Raw genomic sequence first — 23053 nt, 5'->3', positions numbered from 1 at the left:
CCGGGTACTCCCCGAAGACGTTCGTACAGAAGGAGAAAGACCGTGCCGACACCGGAAGCCACACCTGGGGTGGGTCGCGCATCGACCCGCGGGAGCGGGTTGTTCCGAACCAAATCCGTCGAGCAATCCATCCTCGACACCGACGAGCCCGATTCCAAGCTCCGCAAGGATCTGACGGCCTGGGATCTCACGATCTTCGGTGTCGCGGTGGTCGTCGGCGCGGGCATCTTCACCCTCACCGCGCGCACGGCGGGCAATGTGGCCGGTCCGTCGGTGTCGCTGGCGTTCGTGTTCGCCGCGATCGCCTGCGGCCTCACCGCGGTCTGTTACGCCGAGTTCGCCTCGACGGTGCCGGTGGCGGGCAGCGCCTACACCTACTCCTACGCGACCTTCGGCGAGCTGGTGGCGTGGATCATCGGCTGGGACCTCATCCTCGAATTCGCACTCGCCGCCTCGGTGGTGGCGAAGGGGTGGTCGCAGTATCTCGGCACGGTCTTCGGGTTCGAGTCGGCCACGGTGCAGCTGGGCTCGGTGACCTTCGACTGGGGCGCTGTCACCCTGCTCGCCGTGCTCGGTGTGCTGCTGGCGATCGGCACCAAGGTGTCCTCGCGGGTCTCGGCGATCGCGGTGGCGATCAAGCTGGGCGTCATCGCGCTGGTGCTGGTGCTCGGCATCACCTACTTCAAGGCGTCGAACCTGAGCCCCTACATCCCGCCGTCGCAGCCCGCCGAGGACGGCGCCAGCGGCCTGCACCAGTCGCTGTTCTCGTTCGTCACCGGCGCCGGTGACACCAACTTCGGCTGGTACGGCCTGCTCGCCGCGGCGAGCCTGGTGTTCTTCGCGTTCATCGGTTTCGATGTCGTCGCCACCGCCGCCGAGGAGACCAAGAACCCGCAGAAGGCGGTGCCGCGCGGCATCCTCGGTTCGCTGCTCATCGTCACCGTGCTCTACGTGGCCGTGACCCTGGTGCTCACCGGCATGGTGCCCTACACCGAACTGGCCGGCGACAACGCCACGCTGGCAACGGCTTTCGAACTGCACGGCGTGCACTGGGCCAAGAACATCATCTCGATCGGCGCGCTGGCCGGTCTGACGACCGTCGTGATGGTGCTGTTCCTCGGCCAGACCCGCGTGCTGTTCGCGATGTCGCGCGACGGGCTGCTGCCGCGCTGGCTGGCCCACACCGGCAAGCGCGGCACCCCGGTGCGGCTCACCGCCATCGTCGGCGTGATCTGCTGCGTGCTGGCCGGTTTCGTCGATTTCGGCACGCTCGAAGAGATGGTGAACATCGGCACCCTGTTCGCCTTCGTGCTGGTCTCGGTGGGCGTGCTCGTGCTGCGCCGCACCCGTCCCGATCTGCCCCGCGGTTTCCGCGTGCCGTGGGTCCCGGTCATCCCCATCCTGGCCGTGCTGGCCTGCCTGTGGCTGATGGTGAACCTCTCGGTCGACACCTGGATCCGCTTCATCGTCTGGATGGCCATCGGCATCGCCGTCTACTTCGCCTACGGCCGCCGCCACTCCCTCCTCGGCAAGCGCAACGCCGGCTAGTACCGCCCGGTCGGTCCGGCGTGGTCCCCCGCGACACGCCGGACCGACCGGGTTCCCAGCCAAAATTCCGGTACACCCGTACGAGTCGCTAGGCTGTCCGAGACGGCCCCTATAGCCCAATTGGCAGAGGCAGCGGACTTAAAATCCGTTCAGTCTGGGTTCGAGTCCCAGTGGGGGCACTTCGTCACGGCGTCCAAGCCGTAAGGAACGTGCGTGGACGCCCAGGAATCCGACGGCGCGACGACACTGCTACGCGCCCATCCGGTTACGCCGATACGCAGCATGGGCCGCCCGCGAGCCCTGCTGGGGAGCGTTGACCCGGCGCCAGATGTCGGCCGCGGCGGTTTGTACCGCCAGTCTCAGCTGATTGTCTACGCCGATCTTCGCCGCCGAGCCGAAGACCGAGACGGCGGCGGCGCCTTCGTGGGCTATCCGCCCGATCGGGGCGGCGGCGCAGCTGAAGCCCTTCATGCACTGCTCGCGCCCGTAGGCGATGCGGGATTCCCGTACGCGCCGGATGTCCGGCGAGCCGGTGTGCGCGGATCCGTCGACAGCCAGCAGCGCCTTCCCGATCGTCGACGAATGGGCGGGGGCGCGGCCACCGACACGCGAGCGGATGCCGGGAACGAGTTCCCCACCGACTTTCTCGAGGTACACCACGTCGGCCCCGTCGAGCACGCCCAGGTGCACGACGCATCCTGTCCGCTGATGCAACCAGCGCAGGCTGGGCAGCGCGGCCCGGCGTAGCGAGTTCTGCTGGACGGCTCTCGCCCCCAGTTCGATCACGCGCAAACCCAGCCGGTAATCCATGTGGTCGCGGCGAATCCACTGGAGCGTGACCAGGTGCTCCAGCAAGCGGTGCGCGGAGGATTGCGGCAGCCCGGTGGCGGCGACGATCTGCGACAGGTTCAGGCGGTCCGCACCGTCGAAGGCGTCGAGGATCAGTGCGGCTCGCCGCAGAACTCCGGTGGGTGTGTCACCGGAACGGTGTGGTCGCATCCGGGCTCCGTTCACTTCGCGAGAAATGCCCGTCATGGGTAACACACCGCGCGCACCGGCAGACGAGTTCTTCCATCTGCCGGGACAATGGCTGTCGGGCCTCCGGCGGACGTTCTGTAATCAGTCCATGCCCAATCCCTTCACTCCCGGTGCCCTGCTGGCCGGTCGACGCGCGGTGGTCACCGGTGGTGGGGCGGCTATCGGCGCCGCGATCGCGCGGGCCTTCGCCGCGCACGGCGCCGACGTGCTCGTCGCGGATCTCGAACCGAACGGCTCACCCGAGTTCGACACCTCGGCGGGCGGCTCGATCACGGCGCTCGAATGGGACGTGCGCACGACGCCGTGCCCATCCGAGATCGTCGAGCATCGCCCCGATGTCCTGGTCAACAATGTCGGTCATTATCTACGGCCGCCACACACGTTCGCCACCAACGCACCCGCGCTGTGGGACGACCTGCACGAGATCAACTTCGCCCACGTCCTGCGCCTGACTCGCGCGTTGCTGCCGGGCATGATCGAGCGGCGCGGCGGCTCGATCATCAACCTCACCACCGTCGAGGCGCACCGGGCGATGCCCGGCCACACCGTCTACTCCGCGTACAAGGCGGCACTGTCCCAGTTCACCCGGTCGTTGGCCGCGGAGGTCGGCCCTTCCGGTATCCGGGTCAACGCCGTCGCGCCGGATCTCATCGAATCGGTCCAGGTCCCCTACGCGTCGCTCGTCCCGGAGGCGGACCGGCCACTGTGGCCGAACTGGTCACCGCTGGGCGGGCCAGGGCAGCCCGACGATGTCGCCGGTGCCGCGCTCTTCCTCGCCTCCGACCTGGCCCGCTTCGTCACCGGCGGCACCATCCATGTCGACGGCGGCACCCACGCCCCCGGCGGCTGGGTGCCGAACGGTTCCGGCGGCTGGACCAACCGCCCCCGCAACCCCTGATTCGCGACACCACCGAAAGGCGCCACACCATGAAGATCCTGATCATCGGCGGCACCGGCATGATCGGCGCGCACGCCGCCCTCCATCTGCGCGCGCAAGGCGACGACGTCACGGTGGCGGCACGAGGGTCGGTACCCGCGGATTCGCCCGTCGCCGACTTTCCGCTGCTGACGGGCGATTACACCGTTCCCTCGTTCACCCGCGCGCAGTTGTCGGGGTTCGACGGCATCGTCTTCGCCGCCGGGCAGGACGTGCGGCACAAGAAGCCCGCGGACGAGGACAAGCTGTTCTGGGAGAACACCCAGAGCGTCGGCGTGCCCCGCTTCGCCGCACTGGCCAAGGCGGCAGGCGTTGGCCGATTCGTGCAGGTCGGGAGCTACTACCACCACCTGCGACCGGACCTCGCGGCCGCGAACCCGTACATCGCGGCTCGGCAAGCGGCCGACGAGGGCGCCCGCGCGCTCGCGGACGAATCGTTCACCGTGTCCACCCTCAATCCGCCCTCGATCATCGGCGCCGTCGCGGGCGCATCAGCGCGGCGCTATCGGCGGATGATCTCCTGGGCGGCGGGAAACGAACCCGACATCCCCGACTTCGCCCCGATCGGTGGCACCAACTACATGTCCGCCGAGTCGCTCGCGCAGGCGATCTCGGGTGCGCTGCGGCACGCGACACCGGGCACCGCGTATCTCGTCGGCGATCAGAACCTTTCCTACCGGCAGTTCTTCCAAATGGTCGTCGACGCCGCGGGCGGCAAGCGCGTGATCACCGAACGCGACGAGGAACATCCCCTGCTCCCGGACGGCGCCATCATCCAGGGGCGCGGCACCACGCTGGCATACGAACCCGACGCGGACCAGACGCGGCTGCTGGGTTACGCCCGCGGCGACTGCGCCCGTGCGGTGGCGGCGCTCGTCGATGTGGTCGTCGCCGCTTCGAACCGAAACGGCCCGGCCTAGCCGCTGGTCAGGCCCTTGGCGATGTGGGTGACCTGGATTTCGTTGCTGCCGGCGTAGATCATCAGGGACTTGGCGTCGCGGGCGAGCTGTTCGACCTTGTATTCGGCCATGTAGCCGTTGCCGCCGAACAGCTGCACGGCCTCCATGGCGACCTCGGTGGCGGCGCGCGAGGAGTACAGCTTCATGGCCGAGGCCTCGGCGAGAGTCACCTTGTCGCCCGCCGCGGTGCGCTCGATGGCGTTGAACACCATGTTCTGCACATTGATTCGCGCGATCTCCATCTCGGCCAGTTTCAGCTGGATGAGCTGGAAGTGCGCGATCTCCTTGCCCCACAGCTTGCGCGACTTCGCGTAATCGACGCACAGGCGGTGGCATTCGTTGATGATGCCGAGTGCCAGCGACGCGATACCGATGCGCTCGGCCGCGAAAGACTCCTTGGCGCTGTCCTTTCCGTCGCCCTTGGCGGGGTTCTCGGTCTCGCCGAGCAGGCGGTCGGGGGTGATGCGGACGTTCTCGAAGAACAGTTCGCCGGTGGGCGAGGAGTTCATGCCCATCTTCTTGAACGGCGGGCTCTGCACGAAGCCGGGCATGCCCTTGTCCAACACGAAGGCGAGCACCTTGCGGTCGCGCCGGTCGGTGCCGTCCTGCTCGTCGAGCTTGGCGTAGACGACGGTGACGTCGGCGTAGGGGCCGTTGGTGATGAAGGTCTTGCGGCCGTTGAGGATGTAGTCCGCGCCGTCGCGGCGGACGTAGGACTTCATGCCGCCGAACGCGTCCGAGCCGGAATCGGGTTCGGTGATGGCCCAGGCGCCGACCTTCTCCATGGTGACCAGTTCGGGCAGCCAACGCTTCTTCTGCGCGAGGGTGCCGCGGCTGCGGATGGTGGCCGCGGTGAGGCCGAGGCTCACGCCCATCGACGCCACCAGGCCCAGGCTCACCCCGGCGAGCTCGCTGTTGAGGATCACCCCCATGCTGCCCGCACCACTGAACCCGCCGCCCGACTTGCCCGAGCCGGTGGTGCCGGACTCCTCGCGAGCGATCGCCTTCGCGAGACCTTCGCGGGCCATCTCGTCGAGCCCGAAGGTGGCGTAGAGCTTGCGGATGATGTCGAAGGGTGGCAGCGCGCCGCTCTCCAGCTGGTCGACGTGCGGGGTGACCTCCTTGGCGATGAAGCCGCGCACCGCGTCGCGGAACATCAGGTCTTCGTCGGACCACTGGTACATCTGTGAACTCCCGAGGGCTCGCCGGAACAACCCCTCGAATATAGAACACGTTCTAATTCTTCGACCGGTTCACCCCTGGATCCCCGAGGCGGAGGTTCGTACGTGAACCAGTCGTCGAACCGAAGAGGTGGTAGCGATGCGGGTGGTCCAGCGAATCAGGGGATACGCCACGGTCATCGGACAGGCCCGGCGCCATCGCGTGGGAGAACCAGCGGGCGCGGCTCAACCAGGGCCTCGGCGTGCGGCCGACCGGGATGGCCGACGGCACGGTGTGCGCGATGCCGGAACCGCGCTCGGCGCACCTCGCGCGGCCGGCCGAGGGCTGACCCTCAGCGCTCCGCCCAGGTGGGCGCGGAGCGGGTCACGATCGGGGCGACGAACTCCTCGAGCATGGCGCGTTCGTCGGCCTCGTCGCGGCCGGGGGTCGCCAGAAACGAGACGATCGCGCGGGTGAGCCAGCGGGCCAGCCTGCTGCGTTCCGGGTCGCTGAGATCGGTGTCGGCGAACATGGCGGCCGCCAGCGATTCGATCACGTCGGAGTCCTGGCTGATCCGGCCCGCCGTGTCCGAATCACCGGGGCGGAACCAGGCGATGAGCAGCGGGTCGGCGCGGACCGCGGCGATCGCGCCGAGCATGGCGGCGACGACACGCTCCCCCGGATCGGCGATATCGCGCACCCGTTCGGCCAGGTCGGCGACGATGCGGCGGGTCTCGCGGTGCACGAACGCGATCCGCACGGCCTGCCGGTTCTCGAAGTACCGGTAGAGCGTCGCCCGGGAACAGCCCGCCGCCGCGGCGATGTCGCGCATGCCGACCGCCGCGACGCCGTGCTCGGCGAACAGCCGCGCCGCCGCGTCGAGGATGCGTTCGGCGGCCAGGTCCGCGCGATCGGTGGCGAGCCAGTCGCCGCTCATACCGTGTCTCCTGCCGTGCTCGGGCGGCCGCCGTGGTCACGCTGCGCGGTCGTCGGCCGACGACCGCTCATGCTACGGCTACCGGGTCCTCGACCGTCACGCCGATCCACCGGCACCTCATGCCGTCGCCCGGAACGGCACCGATACCGGCCAGCGCACGTAGTTGCCCTGCGACCAGCGCACCGCGTCGAGGTCGACGGCGAAGTCGGGGCAGCGGGCCAGCAGTTCCTCCAACGCCACCCGGGCCTGCATGCGGGCGGCGGCCGCACCGAGACAGTGGTGATGTCCGTGGCTGAAGGTGAGGATGCGTTTGGGGTTGCGCCGGACATCGAGTTCGCCCGCAGTGGGGCCGAATTCGCGCTCGTCGCGGTTGGCGGAGCCGTACAGCAGCAGCACCCGGCGGCCCACCGGGATGGTGGTGTCGCGCAGTTCGACATCGCGGGTGGCGGTGCGAGCCAGGCCCTGCACCGGAGAGGTCATCCGGAGGAATTCCTCGACGGCGTCGGGGATGAGCGAGGGGTCGTCGACGAGCAGTCGGCGTTGCTCGGGGTAGGCGGACAGCAGCTGGACGGCACCGCCCAGATTGCCGGTGGTGGTGTCGTTGCCGCCGGTGATCATGGTGAACGCGAAGCCGAGGATCGCGATCAGGCCCTCGTCGTCGCCGTCGGCGCCGAGGCCGGAGGCCAGCAGATGCGAGATGGTGTCGTCGCCGGGTTCGGCGCGGCGCCGGGCGATCAGTTCGCCGAAGTAGCCGACGAGTTCGCCGACGGCGGTGAAGGCGTGCTGGTCGCCCGCGGCGAGTCCGGCCCCGGCGACGGCACCACCGACGATGTTCTCGGTCCACGCGTCGAACTTGCCGTGATCGCGTTCCGGCACACCGAGATAGTGCGCGACCACCATGGTCGGCAACGGCTTGAACAGGTCGGCGACGATATCGCCCGAGCCTTCCGCGCGCAGCCGCTCGATGCGGTCGACCACGAAGCGGCGCACCGCGGGCTCGACCGAATTCACCTGGCGCGGGGTGAATCCCGGTGCGACGCGGCGCCGGAAGTCGGTGTGCTCCGGCGGGTCCATGAAGACGAACGGCTTCACGGCGCCGAAGCCGGCGGCCGCCAGGTCGACATAGTCGACCGTCAATCCCGCTGCGGAGGAGAACGTTTCGGGGTCGCGCGCGGCCGTCCACACGTCGGCATGGCGGGACAGGACGTAGAAGTCGTCGGCCTCGCGTCCGTCGGGGACCACCCGGTGGACCGGATCGTGGTCACGCAAGGCGGAGTACATGGGCCAGGGATCGCGCCAGGACTCCCCGGAACGCAGTTCGAAGCGGGCCGCATGAGACGTCGTTGAACTCATGACTCTACGATAAGACATTCGTGCTCATATGTCTCATTAATTGCCGAAAATCGATTGCCGGCCCCGGCGCCGGTGTGGCCTCCTTGTGGTGATGAAGCGACAGCGACCAGGGAATGCCCGGAACATCGGCGACCGCATGAAACTGCACCGGCACGCCGTGCGGGGAGTCCGCGGTGTGCGGACGGTGATCACGCCGCGGCCGGGGACCCACGCGCGCTTCAGCACGAATCGCTTCCACGACACGTGGCACGTGCTCTCCGACGACCGCGGCGCGCGGATGCTGGTCCGTCTGCTGTGGGGTCTGTCGTTTCAGGCCCGACCCGGAACCGTCGTCCTGCTCGATCGGGAATTCCTGACCCCGACACCGTTCGACGCCGACCCGGCCGATCCGATCGTGCTCGCGCCGGGGTGGTGCACCCGGTTCGACGACCACGCGGCCGCGCAGCTGAAACAGCTTGCCCGGAGCGCTGATTCGTCGACCGTGCGATGGCACACGTTCGGCCTGGAACGGGCACTCACGGCCGAGGAACCGTGGACCGGATATCGGCGCGTACACGGCGACATCTCCCGGCGTCGCGGACTTCTCGTGCTCAGCCCGGCGACACCCGACGACGCGCGGCGATGGGCACTCGATGCCGCGCGCCTCGATTCCTCGGGCAACGGATACGGCACCGACTACACGTATCTCGACGAATGGGATCACGGGCACGACGGGGAAATTCAGGTGTTCCGCCGATTCCACCGGATGACCTCCGTCGCGCGGCAGGCCAGGGCCCAGGTGCTCGGCCGCGCGGACGCGCCGTCGGACCCGGACGCGGTGCGGGTGGCGGTCTGGGACGAGGCCGAAAAGGTCAGGGGCGAGGCGCATCTGCGGATCAGGGAACGACGGGGTGCCCTCGACGTCCTCGGGGCGGCCGCCGCGGACATGCTCGCCGCTGCCGAGGTGCGCTCCCTGGACGACCTCGCCGAACTCGGCGCCGTCGAGACCTACCGGCGGCTGTGGGCAGCCGAGACGCCCGGGCTGACACTGGAGATGTTGTGGGCACTCGAGGGCGCGCTGACCCGTCGCGACCGGCGCTCGATCGACCCGGAGCGGCGACGCGCGCTGCTGGCCGAACTCGGCGATACCCCGGCGCCGAAAACCCGGCCGCGGCGGCGATATCGCGCGCCGATTCGTCCGATTCGACGCTGAGCTGGGCGGCGAAGCCCATCCGGCAACCCGGTGCGCTCCGAATATTCTGCGTCATCGACCACGAAATTACGGATTCACCCGGGGCAGGCGAATTCTTCGGGCGGGTTCGGTGAGGGAGTTTCTCCACCATGTTCCAGAACTCGAGTTTCCGTGCGGGACGACGCGTGCTCGCCGCCGCACTTCCCCTGGCCGTCGCAGTCGCCTTCGCCGGGACGGCGTCCGCCGAGGTCACCGCCGATCAGCAGACGCGGTACGCGGCGGGCCTGGCCTCGGCCGGTCAGGCCGAGAACATCGGCTACCGCACCGCCGTCACGCCGGACCTGCGCACCGTCACCGCCTCGGTGGACGACGGGCGTTTCGTCCGTGCCGAAGACGGCACGTTGACCGTCGAGTCGGCGACCGGCAGCCCGATCGCCCAGGTGCCCACCAGCTTCGCGACGGTCGGCGGCAACACCATCACCGTGGCCACCGAGATCTCCGCCGACGGGCGCACCGTGACGGCGACCCCACAGCTCTCGCAGGCCACCGCCGCCGAACTGAAGACCATCGCCACCAACCCGGCCGCGCAGAATTCCGACCCGGTGCACAACGCCGCCGCGATCGGCGCGGGCGTCGGCCTGGTCGCCGCCGCGGTGGTCTGCATTCCGATGATCACCACGATGATCCTGTACCTGCCGTGTGTCGGCCTGATCGGCCTGCCCAACGCCCTCGTCGGCGCCCTGATCGGCGCCGCGGTCGGCGCCGTCGCCCCGGACGTCATCCCGCAGGTCCTGCCCTGAGCCTGCGTTCTCCTCGCCGCGCACCGAGATAATGGCGGTGCGCGGCGAGGCCGTTCGATGATCAGCCCAGGATCGACATGGCGATGCCGTCGAGGATGTCGTGTTCGCTGACGACCAGCTCGGTGACGCCGGCGCGCTGGGCCAGTTCGTCGGCCAGGACCTCGGTGATCACGGCGCCGCCGCCGATGACGTCGACGCGGCCGGGGTGCATCGGGCCGAGGGCGGCGCGCTGGTCGTGGTCCATGCCGATCAGGCGGTCGCAGACCTCGTGTACCTCGGCCAGGCTCAGGCGCGTGAGATGGACTCGGCTGGAGTCGTATTCGGGGAGGTCGAGGGCGACGGCGGTGATGGTGGTCATGGTGCCCGCGACGCCGACCCAGGTGTGTACCCGGTCGACCGGGACCTTCGCGAAGGCCTCGTCGAGCTTCTGCTGCGCGAACTCGCGGGCGGCGGCCACCTGGTCGGCGGTCGGCGGGTTGCCGGGCAGGCAGCGTTCGGTGATCCGCACGCAACCGATGTCGGCGGAGTACGCGGCCTGGACGCCCGCGCTGTCACCGACCACCAGTTCGGTCGAGCCGCCGCCGAGGTCGACCACCACGAAAGGCCCCGCGTCGGCGGACAATTCGCCGACTGCGCCGGCGAAGGACAGCCGCGCCTCCTCGTCACCGGTGATCACCTCGGCGACCGCGCCCGGCACCACCCGGCCGAGTTCGGCGCGGGTCATGTCGAAGAAGTCGTCCCGGTTGGCGGCATCGCGGGTGGCCGACGTGGCGACCATCCGGACGCGCGAAACCTTTTGCGCGAGCATCACATCGACGTAGGCGGCCAGCGCCGCCCGCGTGCGTTCGATCGCTTCCGGCGCCAGCCGGCCCGACGCGTCGACGCCCTGGCCGAGCCGGACGATGCGCATCTCCCGGTGCACGTCGGTGAGGGCGCCGTCCGCGCCCACCTCGGAGATCAGCAGACGGATCGAATTCGTGCCACAGTCCACCGCGGCGATGCGCTCGGTCATGATGTTCCTCCTGGTCGGCGCGGGCGCCGGGCCGGAGACGGACCGGCGCTCCTTCGCGATTATGCCGATTCTTCGGACTTGCGTGCCGCCGGCCAGTCGGCCGGGATGGCGGTGCCGCGCAATCCCGCGTCGGCTGCCAGCGCCACGGCCTCGTCACCGAACGGGTTCACGCCGGGCCCCTTGGCCAGCGAATGCGCGATCAGCACGTGCAGGCACTTCACCCGGTCGGGCATGCCGCCGCCGGTGAAATCGGTGCCGAGCGACTCGATCTCGTCGCGTTCGGCGAGGTAGCTCTCGTGCGCGGCGCGGTAGGCGGCGGCCAGCTCGGGGTCGGCGGCCAGCCGCTCGGTCATCTCCCGCATCACCCCCGCCGATTCCTGCCTGCTCGCCTCGGCCGTGAGCCGCGGGTCGGTCAGGTAGTACAGCGTGGGGAACGGGGTGCCGTCGGGCAGACGCGGCGCGGTCTTCACCACCGCGGGCAGGCCGTCCGGGGTGCGGTAGGCGACGGCGAGCACACCGCGCGGCTCGCGGCCCAGCTGCTGGGCGATGATCTCGAGGTCGCGCTCGTCGGGTGCTGTCACCTTGGTCCTTCCGGGGCCGGTTCGGAGATGCTGCGCCACAGGTCGGTGTACCAGGGGTCGGGCGCCGCTTCGCGGGTGCTCATCGGCGGCGGCGCCGGGGCCTCGATGCCGGGAATCTGCACGATGTAAGGGGTTTCGCCGGGCATCACCAGCCGCAGGCGGTCGCGCGCCTCAGTGCGGATGTAGGCCGGATCCTGCTGCTGGGCGCGGCGATCGCGCAGGGCGGCGAGATCGGCGTCCAGTTCCGCGCGCTGCTCGGCCAGCGCGGCCGCTTCGGCGCGCTGACTGAAGTAGGTGCGGGTCGGCACGGCCAGCGTGAGCGCGAGCCCGCACAGCACCGCCGCGAGGATCACCGCCTTGCCGGTCGAGAGACCGAGGATGGTGTGCTCGTTGCGGGTGAGCTTGCCGCTGGGCTTGCGCTTGGCGCCCGAGGTGGACTCGGGCCGGCGGCGGGTCGTGCGTTTGGCCGCCGCGGGGCGACCGGGTGAGTCGAGATGACTGGGGCGGGAGCGCGCGGCCCGCGACGTGCGGCGGTCGCCTCGTCCGGCCGGACTGGTCCCACGCGCACGTCGCTCGGTCATTCGCTACCGCCCCGTCATCTCACCTGTACTGCGGTACTGCTCAGAACTCGCCGGTGAAACGCGGGAAGGCCACGTCACCGGCGTAGCGTGCCGAATCACCGAGGGCGTCCTCGATGCGCAGCAGCTGGTTGTACTTGGCGACCCGCTCGGAACGCGCGGGGGCGCCGGTCTTGATCTGACCCGAACCGACGGCGACCGCGAGGTCGGCGATGGTGGTGTCCTCGGTCTCGCCCGAACGGTGCGACATCATGGTCTTGTAGCCGTTGCGGTGCGCGAGCTCGACGGCGTCGAGAGTCTCGGTCAGGGTGCCGATCTGGTTGACCTTCACCAGCAGCGCGTTGGCCGCGCCCTTGGCGATGCCCTCTTCCAGACGCTCCGGGTTGGTGACGAACAGGTCGTCGCCGACCAGCTGCACCTTGTCGCCGATCGAGTCGGTGAGCGCGACCCAGCCGTCCCAGTCGTCCTCCGACAGCGGGTCCTCGATGGAGACCAGCGGGTAACGGGTGAGCAGGTCGCTGTAGAACTCGCCCATCTCGGCGGCGGTGCGGACCTTGCCCTCGAACTTGTAGCCCTCGCCCGCGGTGTAGAACTCGGTGGCGGCCACGTCGAGCGCGAGCGCGACGTCGGTGCCGAGCTTGTAGCCCGCGCGCTGGATGGCCAGGCTGATCAGGTCGAGCGCTTCCACGGTGCCCGCGACGTCGGGGGCGAAGCCGCCCTCGTCACCGAGGCCGGTGGACAGGCCCTTCTCCTTGAGCACGGCCTTGAGCGAGTGGTACACCTCGGTGCCCCAGCGCAGCGCCTCGCGGAAGGTGGGGGCGCCGATCGGGGCCACCATGAACTCCTGGACATCGACGCCGGTGTCGGCGTGCGCGCCACCGTTGAGGATGTTCATCATCGGCACGGGCAGCACGTGGGCGTTCGGGCCGCCCAGGTAGCGGAACAGCTCCAGGCCCGAGGACTCGGCGGCGCCGCGCGCCACGGCCAGCGAGACGCCGAGCAGGGCGTTCGCGCCGAGGCGGGACTTGTCGGGGGTGCCGTCCAGATCCAGCAGGACCTGGTCGACGGTGCGCTGCTCGACGGCGTCGAGACCGATGATGGCGGGCGCGATCTCGTCGAGGACACCCTCGACCGCCTTGGTGACGCCCTTGCCGTTGTACCGGTCGCCGCCGTCACGCAGCTCGACGGCCTCGTGCTCGCCGGTGGACGCGCCGGAGGGCACATCCGCCCTGGTCAGGGTGCCGTCGTCGAGGGCGATCTCGACCTCGACAGTGGGATTGCCGCGCGAATCCAGAATCTCGCGCGCTCCGACCTGTTCGATGATGGCCACGAAAACGACTCCTTACGACTGAAAGGCACGGTAGGTCTCACGGGATGGTCCGTGCGGTGCCGAGCCTATCGTCTCGGCGTGACGTGGAGTAACCGGCACTCCGGGCCGGCCGGTAACTACACCCGGCGGCCGATGCTGTAGGTCGCGGCCCGGTCGCGCACCACCCGCATGTACTTGTTCGACTGGTTGTAGGCGAACAGGGCGCGCTGCCAGCCGTCGGCCGAGGTCAGGTCGCCGCCGCGGACGCACAGGTACCTGGCGGCGGTCAGGGACGCGTCGTCGATGTTCTGCGGGTCGAGCACGCCGTCGCCGTTGGCGTCGACGGCCCAGCGCCGCCAGGTCTCGGGGATGAACTGCAGTGGGCCGACGGCCCGGTCGTAGGTGGTGTCGCCGTCGAGGCTGCCGCCGTCGGTGTCGCCGATGGTCGCATTGCCCTTGGTGCCGTCGAGGGCGACGCCGATGATCGCCGGGCGCACCGTCCCGTCCGCGTCTACGCCGGCGCCGCGATGGGTGCCGTGGCCGCTCTCCACGCTCGCGATCCCGGCCAGGGTGGTCCAGGCGATCCCGCATTCCGGCCTCGACTTCGCCAGCACCGCCGCCGCGTACCCGTAGGCCTCCAGCGCCACCGGCTCGATGCCGACCGCCTCGGACTGCTCATCGGCCCACGCCCGCAACTGCTCCGCCGCCCGCCCCGGCGCGTCGACATCGATCGCGGGCAGCGCGGCACCGGGACCGGGCGGCATGTCGCCGGGAATCGACGCGAGCGAGCTGCACCCCGCGAGCAAGGCGGTCACCGCCACCGCGGCGAAGACGCCGACTTTCTTCACAGACACGTAATCAATCATCCAGATCCATCGCCGCGACGGCACCTCTCACAGCGAGTTCTCAGAGTGCGGGTCAGCCGAGCAGGGCCGCTGTCGCCTGGTGCGCAGGGGCTGCCAGCACGGTTGCGGGGGCGCCGGATTCGACGACGCGGCCGTGGTCGAGGACGAGGACATCGGTGCAATGTGTGGTGATCAAGGCCATGTCGTGACTGATCAGCACGACGGCGGTGGCGCGGGTCGCGCGCAGATCGTCGAGCAAGGTCATGATCGCGGTGGCGGTGGCGGCGTCGAGGGCGGTGGTGATCTCGTCGCAGATCAGGACGGCGGGATCGGCGGCCAGCGCCCTGGCCAGGGCGACGCGCTGGCGTTGGCCGCCGGAGAGCTGGCCGGGGTGCCTGGTCGCGAGATCGGCGGGGAGGTCGACCGCGGTGAGCAGGGCTTCGACCCGGGCCGGTAGCTCGACCCTGGGCACCTTCGCGATTCGGCGCAGCGGTCGCGCCAACGTCTGGCCGACCGTGCGGCGTGGATTGAGCGCGCCGAGCGGATTCTGGGTGACGAGCTGGATGCCGTTGGCGCCCGCGCGGATTCGCCGTCGGCGACCGACCCCGATCGGGGTACCGCGCAATTCGAGCGTGCCGGTGGCGGTGCGGTGCAGTCCCGCGAGCACGCGGGCCAGTGTCGTCTTGCCCGCCCCGGAAGGGCCCACTACGGCCAGTGCTTCGCCGGCGCCGACGGCGAACTCGATGTCGTGGAGGAGGTCCTCGCCGTTCGCGCTCGCGCGGATCGCCTCGGCGCGCAAGGCTGCCGGTCGATCGGGACGATCAGCCGTGCCGGACGATCGGGGCGCGGCGCCGTCGACCCGCGCTCGGCCGGTACCGGACACGGCCATCTCTCCCTCGGCGTCGTCGTGCGCGCTACCGCGCTGCGACGCTGTCGGGGCACTGCCGACCCCGCCTGGGTCGCCCGGAGCCGGTACGGCGGATGCCCCGGCACTCGCCGTGTTCGGCACGACTGTCGCGTACTCCGTGGATTCAGCCGACGCCGAAGCGGCGCGCGACAACTCGGCGGCACGGACGTCTGTCCCCGCACTGCTGTCGGGGTTCGCTGTGGGGCCGTCGACTCCTGAGCGAACCGGATGGCTGTCGGTCGGTTCGGCAGTGTTCCGTTCGGTATCCCCCGATCTCGACGCAGGGGTGGCGCCACGCTCACCGGAGACGCCACGCTCGCCAGTGACACCACGCTCGCCGGTGGCGGAACGCTCGCCAGTGGCGGAACGCTCGCCAGTGGCGAGCCGCTCGGCGCCGCCGGTGAGGCCGCCCGGTGGGTGGACCTCGATGACCGTGTCGGCGATGGCGTGGATGGTCTTCGTGTCGTGGCCGGAGAGCAGGACGGCGGTCGAGCCGTCGGCGGCGAGGTCGGCGATGAGGCGGGCGATCTCGGTGCGGAGCGCGCCGTGCAGGCCGGCCAGTGGTTCGTCGAGGACGACGACGTCCGGGCGCCGGAGCAGGGCGCGGGCCAGGGCGACGCGGCGTTGCTGGCCGCCGGAGAGGCGTCCGCAGCGGCGGCGCAGGTGCGTGGCGTCCAGGCCGACGGTCTCCAGTGCCGCGAGCCGGTCGGCGTCGGCGGCGGTGGGCGCCGCCTCGGCGAGGAGGGTGCGTACGCGCAGCAGTGGATTGAGTTCGGAGCCGGGGTCCTGGCCGACATAGGCGATCCTGGTGCGCCGAAAGTTCTGCAGCGCAACGGGATCCAGTGCGAACACGTCGTGTCCGGCGACCCGCACCGCGCCGTTCCGCGCCACTCCGGGCGGGACGTGCCCGAGCAACGCGCGCATGGCGGTCGACTTGCCCGCGCCCGACGCGCCGGTCAGCGCGGTGACGGTCCCCGCCTTCAACCGGAAGGACAACGGCGACAGCAGAACAGCGCCCGAAGGGGCGACCACGGTCAAGTCCTCGACGACGACAGCCGCACCGTCATCCAGGGGCGGGTCGCCCGCTGCCCGCTTCGGACAGGTGCTCGATGCAACGCCCTCCGCGGAATCGAACCTGTCGGTCGCCGCTCGGCTGCCGACCTCGTCCGCCGCAGCGCCGCCGGAAGGCTCAGCATCGACGGCGGATGCGCCTGTTTCCCGGCTGGGCACCGCGTCAACGGCGGACAACTCCGCATCCCGGCTGGGCACCGCGTCAACGGCGGACGGCGCCGAATCCCGGTCCGGCACCACGTCGACAGCGGACGGCGCCGAATCCCGGCCCGGCACCACGTCAGCGGCGGACACCCCCGCATCCCGGCTCGCCACCGCGTCGACAGCGGACAGCGCCGAATCCCGGTCCGCCACCACGTCCGAATCCCGGCCCGGCACCGCGTCCACAGCGGACAACTCCGCGTCCCGGCCCGACATCGTGTCCACGGAGGGTGTCGGGATGTCGGTTCGACTGGGTGATGTTCGCGCCGGTCCAGCGGTGACCACCAGGTTCACGCCGACGGCGACGATGGCGATGGCGGCGCTGGGGGCGAGGGTTGCCCACGGGTTGAGGAGCAGGCCGGAGGCGTTGTCGCGGACCATGTTCGCCCAGTTGTCGTCGTCGAGGGCCGAGACGCCGAGGAAGGCGACGGTGCTGACGAGGTAGACCGCGACGACGAAGCGCAGGCCGAGCTGGGTGGTGAAGACCGACCGCAGATTGGGCAGGATCTCCCGGAAGACCAGGTGCGTCAGCGATTCGCCGCTGGCGATCGCGGCCTCTACGTAACCGGTGGCGGCGATGCCGGCGGCGGCCGAGGCGAAGAGCCTGGCGCAGTAGGGCACGCCGAACAGCAGTGACACCATGATCAGCGCGAACACCCCGCCCTGCGGCCACGCGGTGAGCACGAGCAGGATGCCGAGGACAGCGGGCAGCAGGATCAGCAGGTCACCGCCGAGCGCGATCACCGTCGCCGCGCGCGGCCGGACCGCGGCCACCGCGCCGAGCAGCGCCGACAACACGGTCACCAGCACCGCGATCACCGCCGACACCACCAGCAACTGGAATCCGCCGGTGAGCAGATGACTGAGCACATCGCGCCCGAGCCGATCGGTCCCGAGCACCGCTCCCCCGCCAGGCCCGGCGAACGGCATGCCGACAGCCTGCTCCGCCGAATACGGCGCCAGCAGCGGCCCGACCACGGCGAGCAGGACGACCAGCGCCACCCCGGCACCGACCGACCAGCGCCACCACCTGGCCACGCCGCGTCGCGACGCCACCGACGCGCTACCCATCGCACACCCCCGAACCCTCGCGGTCGACCGAGCGACCCGCCTCCCGGCACCGCACGGCGGCGATCCCGCGCGCAGCCGGCCCTGACCGCGGGGTCGCGGCGCAGTGCCGCCCCGCGCCGATGGCTCGCCGTGCGCCACTCGTGATCGCCCTGGTGGTCGCGTCCATAGACGGTGACCCGCTGTTGCACGCGACCCCGCCGCAACGGCACCTCGAACCCAATGGCCCGCGGCCGCCGCCGGCACCCAGGCCGCAACGCATCGTCGGCCTGCGCGCGACGGAGCCGCAGCCCCGCGAGCGCTCGGGCCGCAACGCATCATCGGCCCACGAACGATGGAGCCGCAGCCCCCGCCACTCCGGCCGCAACGCATCATCGGCCCACGAACGACGTGGCCACAGCCCACGCCAATACTCCGGCCCCGGCGCACTGTCAGCCCACGAGCGGCGTTCGCCCGTCATCGCGCACCCTCCGCTGCCCACCGGCGCACGACATCGGCTACGGCGAGCAGCACCATGGTGACGATGGCCGTCAGCGCGACCACGGCGGCCACCGTCGCGGTGTCACGGTCGGCGACCGAACCGGCCAGCACCGCGCCGACACCCGGATAGTTGAACAGCGTCTCCACGACCAGGGCACCGCCGAACATCATGCCGACGGTGGTCGCGTAGCCGACGACGATGGTGGGCGCGGCGAAGGGCAGCATGTGCCGCAGCAGGACTGTGCGGGCCGAAAGGCCTTCCAGGACAGCGCTTTCGACGTGCGGTGCGCTCGCCACGTCCTGCAGTGCCGAGCGCACCACCCTGGCGTTCCAGCCGATCTGCGGGATCGCCAGGGCCAGGACGGGCAGGATCAGCATGTCGGGGCTGGCGGGGAAGCCGGAGCGGTCGGTGATGGTGACGGCGGGCAGCAATCCGGTAGCCAGCGAGAACACCAGGATCAGCAGTGTGCCGCAGACGAATTCGGGCACCGCGACGGCGATCGTGCTCGCCGGTTGCAGCAGCCGCGCACCGAAAGCCTTGGGCCGCAGTGTCCACCAGCAGCCGAGCGCCAGCGAGATCAGCACGGTCAGCAGTAGTGCGATGCCGCCGAGCAGCAGGGTCTGCGGGAACTTGTCGGCCAGCAGCGCGCCGACCGAATTCCCGCGTGAGGTCTGCCCGAAATCACCGGTGAGGACACCGGAGAGCCAGTGCCAGAATTGCACCGGCAACGCGCGATCCAGGCCGAGCTCGTGCTCCTTGGCGGCGAGCTCGGCCCGGTTCGCGTCCCGGCCCAGGATCGAGCTGGCCGCGCTGCCGGGCAGCAGGTCCACCGCGACGAACACGATGGCCAGCAGTGCCAGGAGCAGCGCGACCCGCCGGAGCACGAGCAGGGCGAAGGACTTCACGGCGATCACGCCAGCCAGGCACGTTCCAGCTGGACGCGGGCGAAGCCGCCGAGGGTCGGCAGCCCCCGCACCTGAGCGGCGGCGACGTCGATGCCGTCGGCCATGCCCCACACCAGGTAACCGCCGCGGTCGAACTGGATGCGCTGGATATCGGCGACGGCCTTGGTGTACTCGTCACCGTCGGCCGCGAGCGCCTTGGCGGTGGCGGCGTCGAATTCCGGGTCGCGGAAGGCGGTTTCGTTGCGGTTCGAGCCGGAGGTCAGCAGCTTGTCGGCGTAGAACAGCACCGAATCGTTGGTGCCCCAGGACACCGTGTACAGCGGCGCGTTGAGCCAGGTCTGGTCGTAGAACGCGGCGGACTCGGCCACCTGCACGTCGAGCTTCACGCCGATCTCGGCCAGCTGCGCGGCGATCACCTTGGCCGACTCGACCTCACCCGGCGCCTCGGCCTTGGTGACGAACGGATAGCTGCGAGCGGTGTCGAAATTCGCTTCGCGCAGCAGCGTTTTCGCGCGCTCGACATCGCGGTCGCGGCGGCGGGACGCGTCGTAGAGCGGGTCGGCGGTGCCGAGCACGTCGGCCGCGACGGTGCCGAAACCGGAGTGCACCTGGTTCACCAGGGCGTTCCGGTCGACGCCCAGCCGCAGCGCGGTACGCACGCGAACATCGGCGAACGGGCCGTCGGCGACGCGCATGGCCACGCCGAGCATGGTGTCGTCGGCGCGCTGGACCACCTGCAGGTCGCCACGACCCGCCGCGGTGCGCCCGGCGATCGCGCCGACATTGGAGGCGAGGTCGATCTGACCGCCGAGCACCGCGTTGCTCAGCGCGGTGGTGCTGTCGAACATCGTCACCTCGATCGCGTCGAGCAGCGGCGGGGTGCCGTGCCACTGCTCGTTGCGAACCAGCCTGGCGTTGCCGCCCTGGTAGGACTCGAGCTTGAACGGCCCGGTGCCGATAGCGGCGGTGAAGTCGGTGGTGCCCTGCGGCACGGTGAACGTCATCAGCCGAAGCAGCAGCGGCAGTTGGGTATTGGGCGCGGGCACGGTGAACACCACCCGGTTGGGCCCGTCGGCGACGATGTCGTTCTCGGCCACCGGCATCTTCGACGCACCACCGACCTGCCGCAGCCGCTTCATCGACCACACGACGTCCTCGGCGGTGACCGGCGCGCCGTTGTGGAACTTCGCGCCCTCGGCGATCGTGAACGTCCAGCGCCGGTTCTCGGCGTCGGCCTCCCAGCGCGAGGCCAGCCGCGGCGCGACGGTCGGATCGGCGCCGGGGACGGTGAGCGCGTCGTAGACGAGCGAGGCGATCAGGAAGTCGCTGTCGTTGCTGAGATTGGCGTGCGGATCTCGCTCGCTGCGCGCCGCGGTCCCGAGTGCGCCGACCCGAAGGGTGCCGCCCTGTTGGGCCGGTCCGTCCGATTCCTCGTCGCGCGAGCACGCGGCCACCAGCAGTAGTGCGGTGACACCGAGCCCGGATTGCAGAAGCTGCCTACGTGTGAAAGCCATCGTCTCTTCTCCCTCGAACCGCGCGAGGCACCGCGCTGCCTGGCGCCGCAAACCAGGCGAGGCTAGCCTAAACGCTGGCCCCGTTGTTGGCCTTTCTCCGCCTCGCCACCGAATCGCAAGGCACTTCACCACCCCGGAAGACACCAGGTCAGCACGCTCCGGTAGACATGCTGTTATACGAATACGCTATTTCCAGCGCGAAACCCTTAGGTAAGTCTTGCCTAAAAACCAGGCACGCACTACCTTCGCACATCGAGTCTCCATTCCACCCGCGATCGACCGATGCGAAGAAGGGAAGGCCGGTGAAAAGCGTTCTCCCCGAACGTATGACGATTCACCTGCACGACATCGAACATCGCGAGCTCCCGCACGGCGCCGCTGTCGCCGTCCGCGCGCTCGCCACCGATATCCGGCACCGTTTAGGTGACCGACCACATACCGACACGCTGCACGATCCGGCCCTGCTGGCCCAGATCGAGCAGCGCGCCGCCGAACTCCCCGTCGCCGTGCGGCACGCCGTGCGCCCACCCGCCACCCCGGCGGGCGCGACCGTGGTCCGCGGGTTCCCCGTCGACGACACGGATTTCGGCCCGACACCCCGGGATTGGCAGGCCGCGGCCGTCGAGGCCGCCGATCCCCGGCACACCGGCTCCCTCGACCTCGATATCGCCATGCTGTTGCTAGCCCGGTGCGCCGGTGAGCCTTTCGGTTGGCAGGGGCAGCAGAACGGCAGGCTGATCAACAACATCGTGCCCGCCGCGGGCCACGAGGACGAGCAGTCCGGCGCGAGCAGCTCGACCCTGCTCACCCCGCACACCGAGGACGCCTTCCACGCCGCGCGGGCCAATCTGCTGATGCTGGCGTGCGTGCGCAACCCCGACCGGGTCGCCACCACGGTGTCCTCGGTGCGCGAGGTGCGGCTGCCGGAGGCGGACCTGAAGGCGCTGACCGTGCCGACGGTGCCGATCTTGCCCGACGTCTCCTACGGCACCGGCTTCGATCAGCCCGCTCCCGCGCTGCCGACCATCTGGTTCGACGAAACCGACAGCGCCACACTGCGTTACGACCCGGCCTACACCCCGCTCGACGACGCCGATCCGGCGTTCCGGGCGGCGTATGCCCGGCTCACCGCCGAATTCGCCCGGGTGTGCCACGCGCCCGCGCTGGCACCGGGCGAGCTGCTGCTGGTGGACAACGACGTCGCCGTGCACGGGCGGGTGCCCTTCCGCGCACGCTACGACGGCACGGATCGCTGGCTCAAGCGGGTCAATATCCGGTTGCCCGAACGTCGCCGGCGCGCGCAGGAATCGTCCGAGAATGGGTATGGGCAACGGGTGGTCGCGCCGTTCCGGGCGAGCACCGATCGGACAGCAGAGCGGGGCAGTACAGATGAACGCAGTGCAGACGAACGAGGATCCGTTGAACAACCGTGACCGGAGCACCCCGCTGCGGGTGCTCTCGCGCAGCGACCTGGCCGACGTACCGATCACGCCCGCGGAGGTGGTGCGGGCGGTGGAGCAGGCCTATCTCGCCTTCGCGGCGGGCGAATCCGACAACCCACGCAAGCTGAGCGTCGCCGATCCCGGCGGCTCCTCGGTGTCCTACGCGATGCTCGGTCGCGACGGGCGGCGCCGGGTGGTGGCCATGAAGACCTCCTACAAGTTCGATCCCGGCCACGATCGCAGCACCAAGCGGTACTACACCACCATCACCCTCTACGACGACACCACCGGCGCGCCCATCGCGATGATGGACTGCGCCAGGGTCGGCGCGCTGCGCACGCCCGCGGTCTCGGCGCTGCTGGTGCGCGAGACCGCGCGTCCCGGCGCCGAGAGCGCGCTGCTCATCGGCACCGGCACCCAGGGGCGCAACGCGTTACCGCACCTGCTGGCCGCGAATCCGCAGCTGCGCAAGCTGAGCGTGTACGGCACGCATCCCGAGGGGCTCGCCTCGGTGCAGACCCATCTCGCCGACGCGGTGCCGCACGCCGTGCTGGAGGTGGTCGACGATCCGTACGCGGCGGCCGCCACCGCCGACGTGGTGCTGGCGACGGCCGGGCCGGGCACGGAGGTCGCGCTCGAATCCAGCCATCTCGCACCGGGTTCGGTGGCGGTACTCGTCGGCTACGGGCTCGCGCCGTCCACGCTGGTCGACGCCGACCGGGTGGTCGCGACGAGTGCCGCGCAGATGGCGCTCACCGGCACCGACATGGCCGGGCCGGACGGGACCCTGCGATCGGTGGACGCCGAACTGCCGCAGATCCTCACCCGTGGCGCGCAGGCCCGCCGTTCCGACGACGAGAAGATCTTCGTCTACAACAGCGGGCTGGTGCTCACCGATATCGCGGTCGCGCACGCGCTGGCGGCCAGGGCCATCGCCGAGGGACGGGGCGTCGAGGTGCCGCTATGGGACTGAGCGGCGCGGACCTGGCGACGCGGCCATCGGGGTCGGCATCGTGAGCGCACCGGAGAACAGCGGGGGGACGCGCTCCCGCACCACCGCGACCGGGTGCCGCGCCCGCACCGAGCTCGGTGCGCCGGTCGGCGGTGACGGCCACCCCGGCGACGACCGGAGCCATCGACTCGGGGGGCCCCCCCGGGGGGGCGCGCGGGGGGGCGGGGGGCCGGCCCCGGGGGGGCGGGGGGCCGGGCCGGGGGGGGCGGGGCCCCGCCCGCCC

Annotated in this window: 19 protein-coding genes and 1 tRNA gene; 8 read left to right on the top strand and 12 right to left on the bottom strand. The window is 70.5% G+C overall.

Annotation, left to right across the window (positions count from 1 at the left end; all coding sequences use genetic code 11):
• Window positions 1–42 precede the first annotated feature (42 nt).
• The gene (locus QH270_RS33300; protein ID WP_280348681.1) at window positions 43–1548 is read left to right on the top strand and encodes an amino acid permease; all 1506 of its coding nucleotides are present in this window, start codon (window positions 43–45) and stop codon (window positions 1546–1548) included.
• 105 nt (window positions 1549–1653) lie between these two features.
• Window positions 1654–1727, top strand: a tRNA-Leu gene (locus QH270_RS33295).
• Between the two features lie 70 nt (window positions 1728–1797).
• Here the strand turns inward: QH270_RS33295 and QH270_RS33290 are convergent.
• Window positions 1798–2547 (bottom strand): IclR family transcriptional regulator, encoded by a 750-nt coding sequence (locus tag QH270_RS33290; protein ID WP_280348680.1) that lies wholly within the window; start codon window positions 2545–2547, stop codon window positions 1798–1800.
• 127 nt (window positions 2548–2674) lie between these two features.
• Between QH270_RS33290 and QH270_RS33285 the strand changes: the two genes are divergently transcribed.
• Together QH270_RS33285 and QH270_RS33280 are read left to right on the top strand one after the other, a co-directional pair.
• Window positions 2675–3484, top strand: a complete 810-nt coding sequence (locus tag QH270_RS33285; protein ID WP_280348679.1) for an SDR family NAD(P)-dependent oxidoreductase — start codon at window positions 2675–2677, stop codon at window positions 3482–3484.
• A gap of 29 nt (window positions 3485–3513) precedes the next feature.
• Window positions 3514–4443 carry an NAD-dependent epimerase/dehydratase family protein gene (locus QH270_RS33280; RefSeq protein ID WP_280348678.1) on the top strand — a complete coding sequence of 310 codons (930 nt, stop codon included), beginning with the start codon at window positions 3514–3516 and terminating at the stop codon, window positions 4441–4443.
• Here the strand turns inward: QH270_RS33280 and QH270_RS33275 are convergent.
• From QH270_RS33275 to QH270_RS33265, 3 genes are all read right to left on the bottom strand, one after another.
• A complete protein-coding gene (locus tag QH270_RS33275) occupies window positions 4440–5666 on the bottom strand; it encodes an acyl-CoA dehydrogenase family protein (RefSeq protein WP_280348677.1) in 1227 nt (408 codons plus the stop codon). The genes QH270_RS33280 and QH270_RS33275 overlap by 4 nt on opposite strands.
• A gap of 329 nt (window positions 5667–5995) precedes the next feature.
• A complete protein-coding gene (locus QH270_RS33270) occupies window positions 5996–6580 on the bottom strand; it encodes a TetR/AcrR family transcriptional regulator (RefSeq protein WP_280348676.1) in 585 nt (194 codons plus the stop codon).
• 117 nt (window positions 6581–6697) lie between these two features.
• Window positions 6698–7933: a cytochrome P450 gene (locus tag QH270_RS33265; protein ID WP_280348675.1), complete on the bottom strand. Its 1236-nt coding sequence runs from the start codon at window positions 7931–7933 to the stop codon at window positions 6698–6700.
• Between the two features lie 136 nt (window positions 7934–8069).
• Between QH270_RS33265 and QH270_RS33260 the strand changes: the two genes are divergently transcribed.
• Window positions 8070–9125, top strand: coding sequence for a TfoX/Sxy family DNA transformation protein (locus QH270_RS33260; protein ID WP_280348674.1), 1056 nt, complete (start codon window positions 8070–8072; stop codon window positions 9123–9125).
• Between the two features lie 128 nt (window positions 9126–9253).
• Complete coding sequence (locus QH270_RS33255) at window positions 9254–9904, top strand: hypothetical protein (RefSeq protein WP_280348673.1); 651 nt, start codon at window positions 9254–9256, stop codon at window positions 9902–9904.
• A 61-nt stretch (window positions 9905–9965) separates the two neighbouring features.
• Here the strand turns inward: QH270_RS33255 and QH270_RS33250 are convergent, their stop codons facing one another.
• The 8 genes from QH270_RS33250 to QH270_RS33215 form a co-directional block, all read right to left on the bottom strand.
• Window positions 9966–10916: a Ppx/GppA phosphatase family protein gene (locus tag QH270_RS33250; protein ID WP_280348672.1), complete on the bottom strand. Its 951-nt coding sequence runs from the start codon at window positions 10914–10916 to the stop codon at window positions 9966–9968.
• A gap of 59 nt (window positions 10917–10975) precedes the next feature.
• The gene (locus tag QH270_RS33245; RefSeq protein WP_280348671.1) at window positions 10976–11497 is read right to left on the bottom strand and encodes a DUF501 domain-containing protein; all 522 of its coding nucleotides are present in this window, start codon (window positions 11495–11497) and stop codon (window positions 10976–10978) included.
• On the bottom strand, window positions 11494–12078 hold the full coding sequence (locus QH270_RS33240) for an FtsB family cell division protein (protein WP_280348670.1): 585 nt from the start codon (window positions 12076–12078) through the stop codon (window positions 11494–11496). The genes QH270_RS33245 and QH270_RS33240 overlap by 4 nt, the downstream gene beginning before the upstream one ends.
• A 40-nt stretch (window positions 12079–12118) precedes the next feature.
• A complete protein-coding gene (eno, locus tag QH270_RS33235; RefSeq protein WP_233000695.1) occupies window positions 12119–13405 on the bottom strand; it encodes a phosphopyruvate hydratase in 1287 nt (428 codons plus the stop codon).
• 116 nt (window positions 13406–13521) lie between these two features.
• Window positions 13522–14250, bottom strand: coding sequence for a lytic transglycosylase domain-containing protein (locus QH270_RS33230; RefSeq protein ID WP_432420469.1), 729 nt, complete (start codon window positions 14248–14250; stop codon window positions 13522–13524).
• A 52-nt stretch (window positions 14251–14302) separates the two neighbouring features.
• Window positions 14303–17479 (bottom strand): ATP-binding cassette domain-containing protein, encoded by a 3177-nt coding sequence (locus tag QH270_RS33225; RefSeq protein WP_280348669.1) that lies wholly within the window; start codon window positions 17477–17479, stop codon window positions 14303–14305.
• A 453-nt stretch (window positions 17480–17932) separates the two neighbouring features.
• Entirely contained in the window at window positions 17933–18871 is a 939-nt protein-coding gene (locus QH270_RS33220) for an ABC transporter permease (protein ID WP_280348668.1), read from the bottom strand.
• The gene (locus QH270_RS33215; protein ID WP_280348667.1) at window positions 18868–20376 is read right to left on the bottom strand and encodes an ABC transporter substrate-binding protein; all 1509 of its coding nucleotides are present in this window, start codon (window positions 20374–20376) and stop codon (window positions 18868–18870) included. Before QH270_RS33215 ends, QH270_RS33220 begins: the two co-directional genes overlap by 4 nt.
• A gap of 326 nt (window positions 20377–20702) precedes the next feature.
• Between QH270_RS33215 and QH270_RS33210 the strand changes: the two genes are divergently transcribed.
• Together QH270_RS33210 and QH270_RS33205 are read left to right on the top strand one after the other, a co-directional pair.
• Window positions 20703–21809: a TauD/TfdA family dioxygenase gene (locus tag QH270_RS33210; protein WP_280348665.1), complete on the top strand. Its 1107-nt coding sequence runs from the start codon at window positions 20703–20705 to the stop codon at window positions 21807–21809.
• A gap of 19 nt (window positions 21810–21828) precedes the next feature.
• A complete protein-coding gene (locus QH270_RS33205; protein ID WP_280348688.1) occupies window positions 21829–22791 on the top strand; it encodes an ornithine cyclodeaminase family protein in 963 nt (320 codons plus the stop codon).
• Window positions 22792–23053 lie beyond the last annotated feature (262 nt).

This window comes from Nocardia neocaledoniensis, from assembly GCF_029868625.1.
Classification (GTDB): domain Bacteria; phylum Actinomycetota; class Actinomycetes; order Mycobacteriales; family Mycobacteriaceae; genus Nocardia; species Nocardia neocaledoniensis_A.
This window is presented reverse-complemented; position numbering and strand designations above follow the sequence as displayed.

Coding starts and splice junctions, on each gene's coding strand:
- QH270_RS33225 (WP_280348669.1), bottom strand. CDS start 17,479: ATGGGTAGCGCGTCGGTGGCGTCGCGACGCGGCGTGGCCAGGTGGTGG.
- QH270_RS33270 (WP_280348676.1), bottom strand. CDS start 6,580: ATGAGCGGCGACTGGCTCGCCACCGATCGCGCGGACCTGGCCGCCGAA.
- QH270_RS33215 (WP_280348667.1), bottom strand. CDS start 20,376: ATGGCTTTCACACGTAGGCAGCTTCTGCAATCCGGGCTCGGTGTCACC.
- QH270_RS33260 (WP_280348674.1), top strand. CDS start 8,070: ATGAAACTGCACCGGCACGCCGTGCGGGGAGTCCGCGGTGTGCGGACG.
- QH270_RS33285 (WP_280348679.1), top strand. CDS start 2,675: ATGCCCAATCCCTTCACTCCCGGTGCCCTGCTGGCCGGTCGACGCGCG.
- QH270_RS33255 (WP_280348673.1), top strand. CDS start 9,254: ATGTTCCAGAACTCGAGTTTCCGTGCGGGACGACGCGTGCTCGCCGCC.
- QH270_RS33290 (WP_280348680.1), bottom strand. CDS start 2,547: ATGCGACCACACCGTTCCGGTGACACACCCACCGGAGTTCTGCGGCGA.
- QH270_RS33275 (WP_280348677.1), bottom strand. CDS start 5,666: ATGTACCAGTGGTCCGACGAAGACCTGATGTTCCGCGACGCGGTGCGC.
- QH270_RS33240 (WP_280348670.1), bottom strand. CDS start 12,078: ATGACCGAGCGACGTGCGCGTGGGACCAGTCCGGCCGGACGAGGCGAC.
- QH270_RS33280 (WP_280348678.1), top strand. CDS start 3,514: ATGAAGATCCTGATCATCGGCGGCACCGGCATGATCGGCGCGCACGCC.
- QH270_RS33230 (WP_432420469.1), bottom strand. CDS start 14,250: ATGATTGATTACGTGTCTGTGAAGAAAGTCGGCGTCTTCGCCGCGGTG.
- QH270_RS33265 (WP_280348675.1), bottom strand. CDS start 7,933: ATGAGTTCAACGACGTCTCATGCGGCCCGCTTCGAACTGCGTTCCGGG.
- QH270_RS33250 (WP_280348672.1), bottom strand. CDS start 10,916: ATGACCGAGCGCATCGCCGCGGTGGACTGTGGCACGAATTCGATCCGT.
- QH270_RS33210 (WP_280348665.1), top strand. CDS start 20,703: ATGACGATTCACCTGCACGACATCGAACATCGCGAGCTCCCGCACGGC.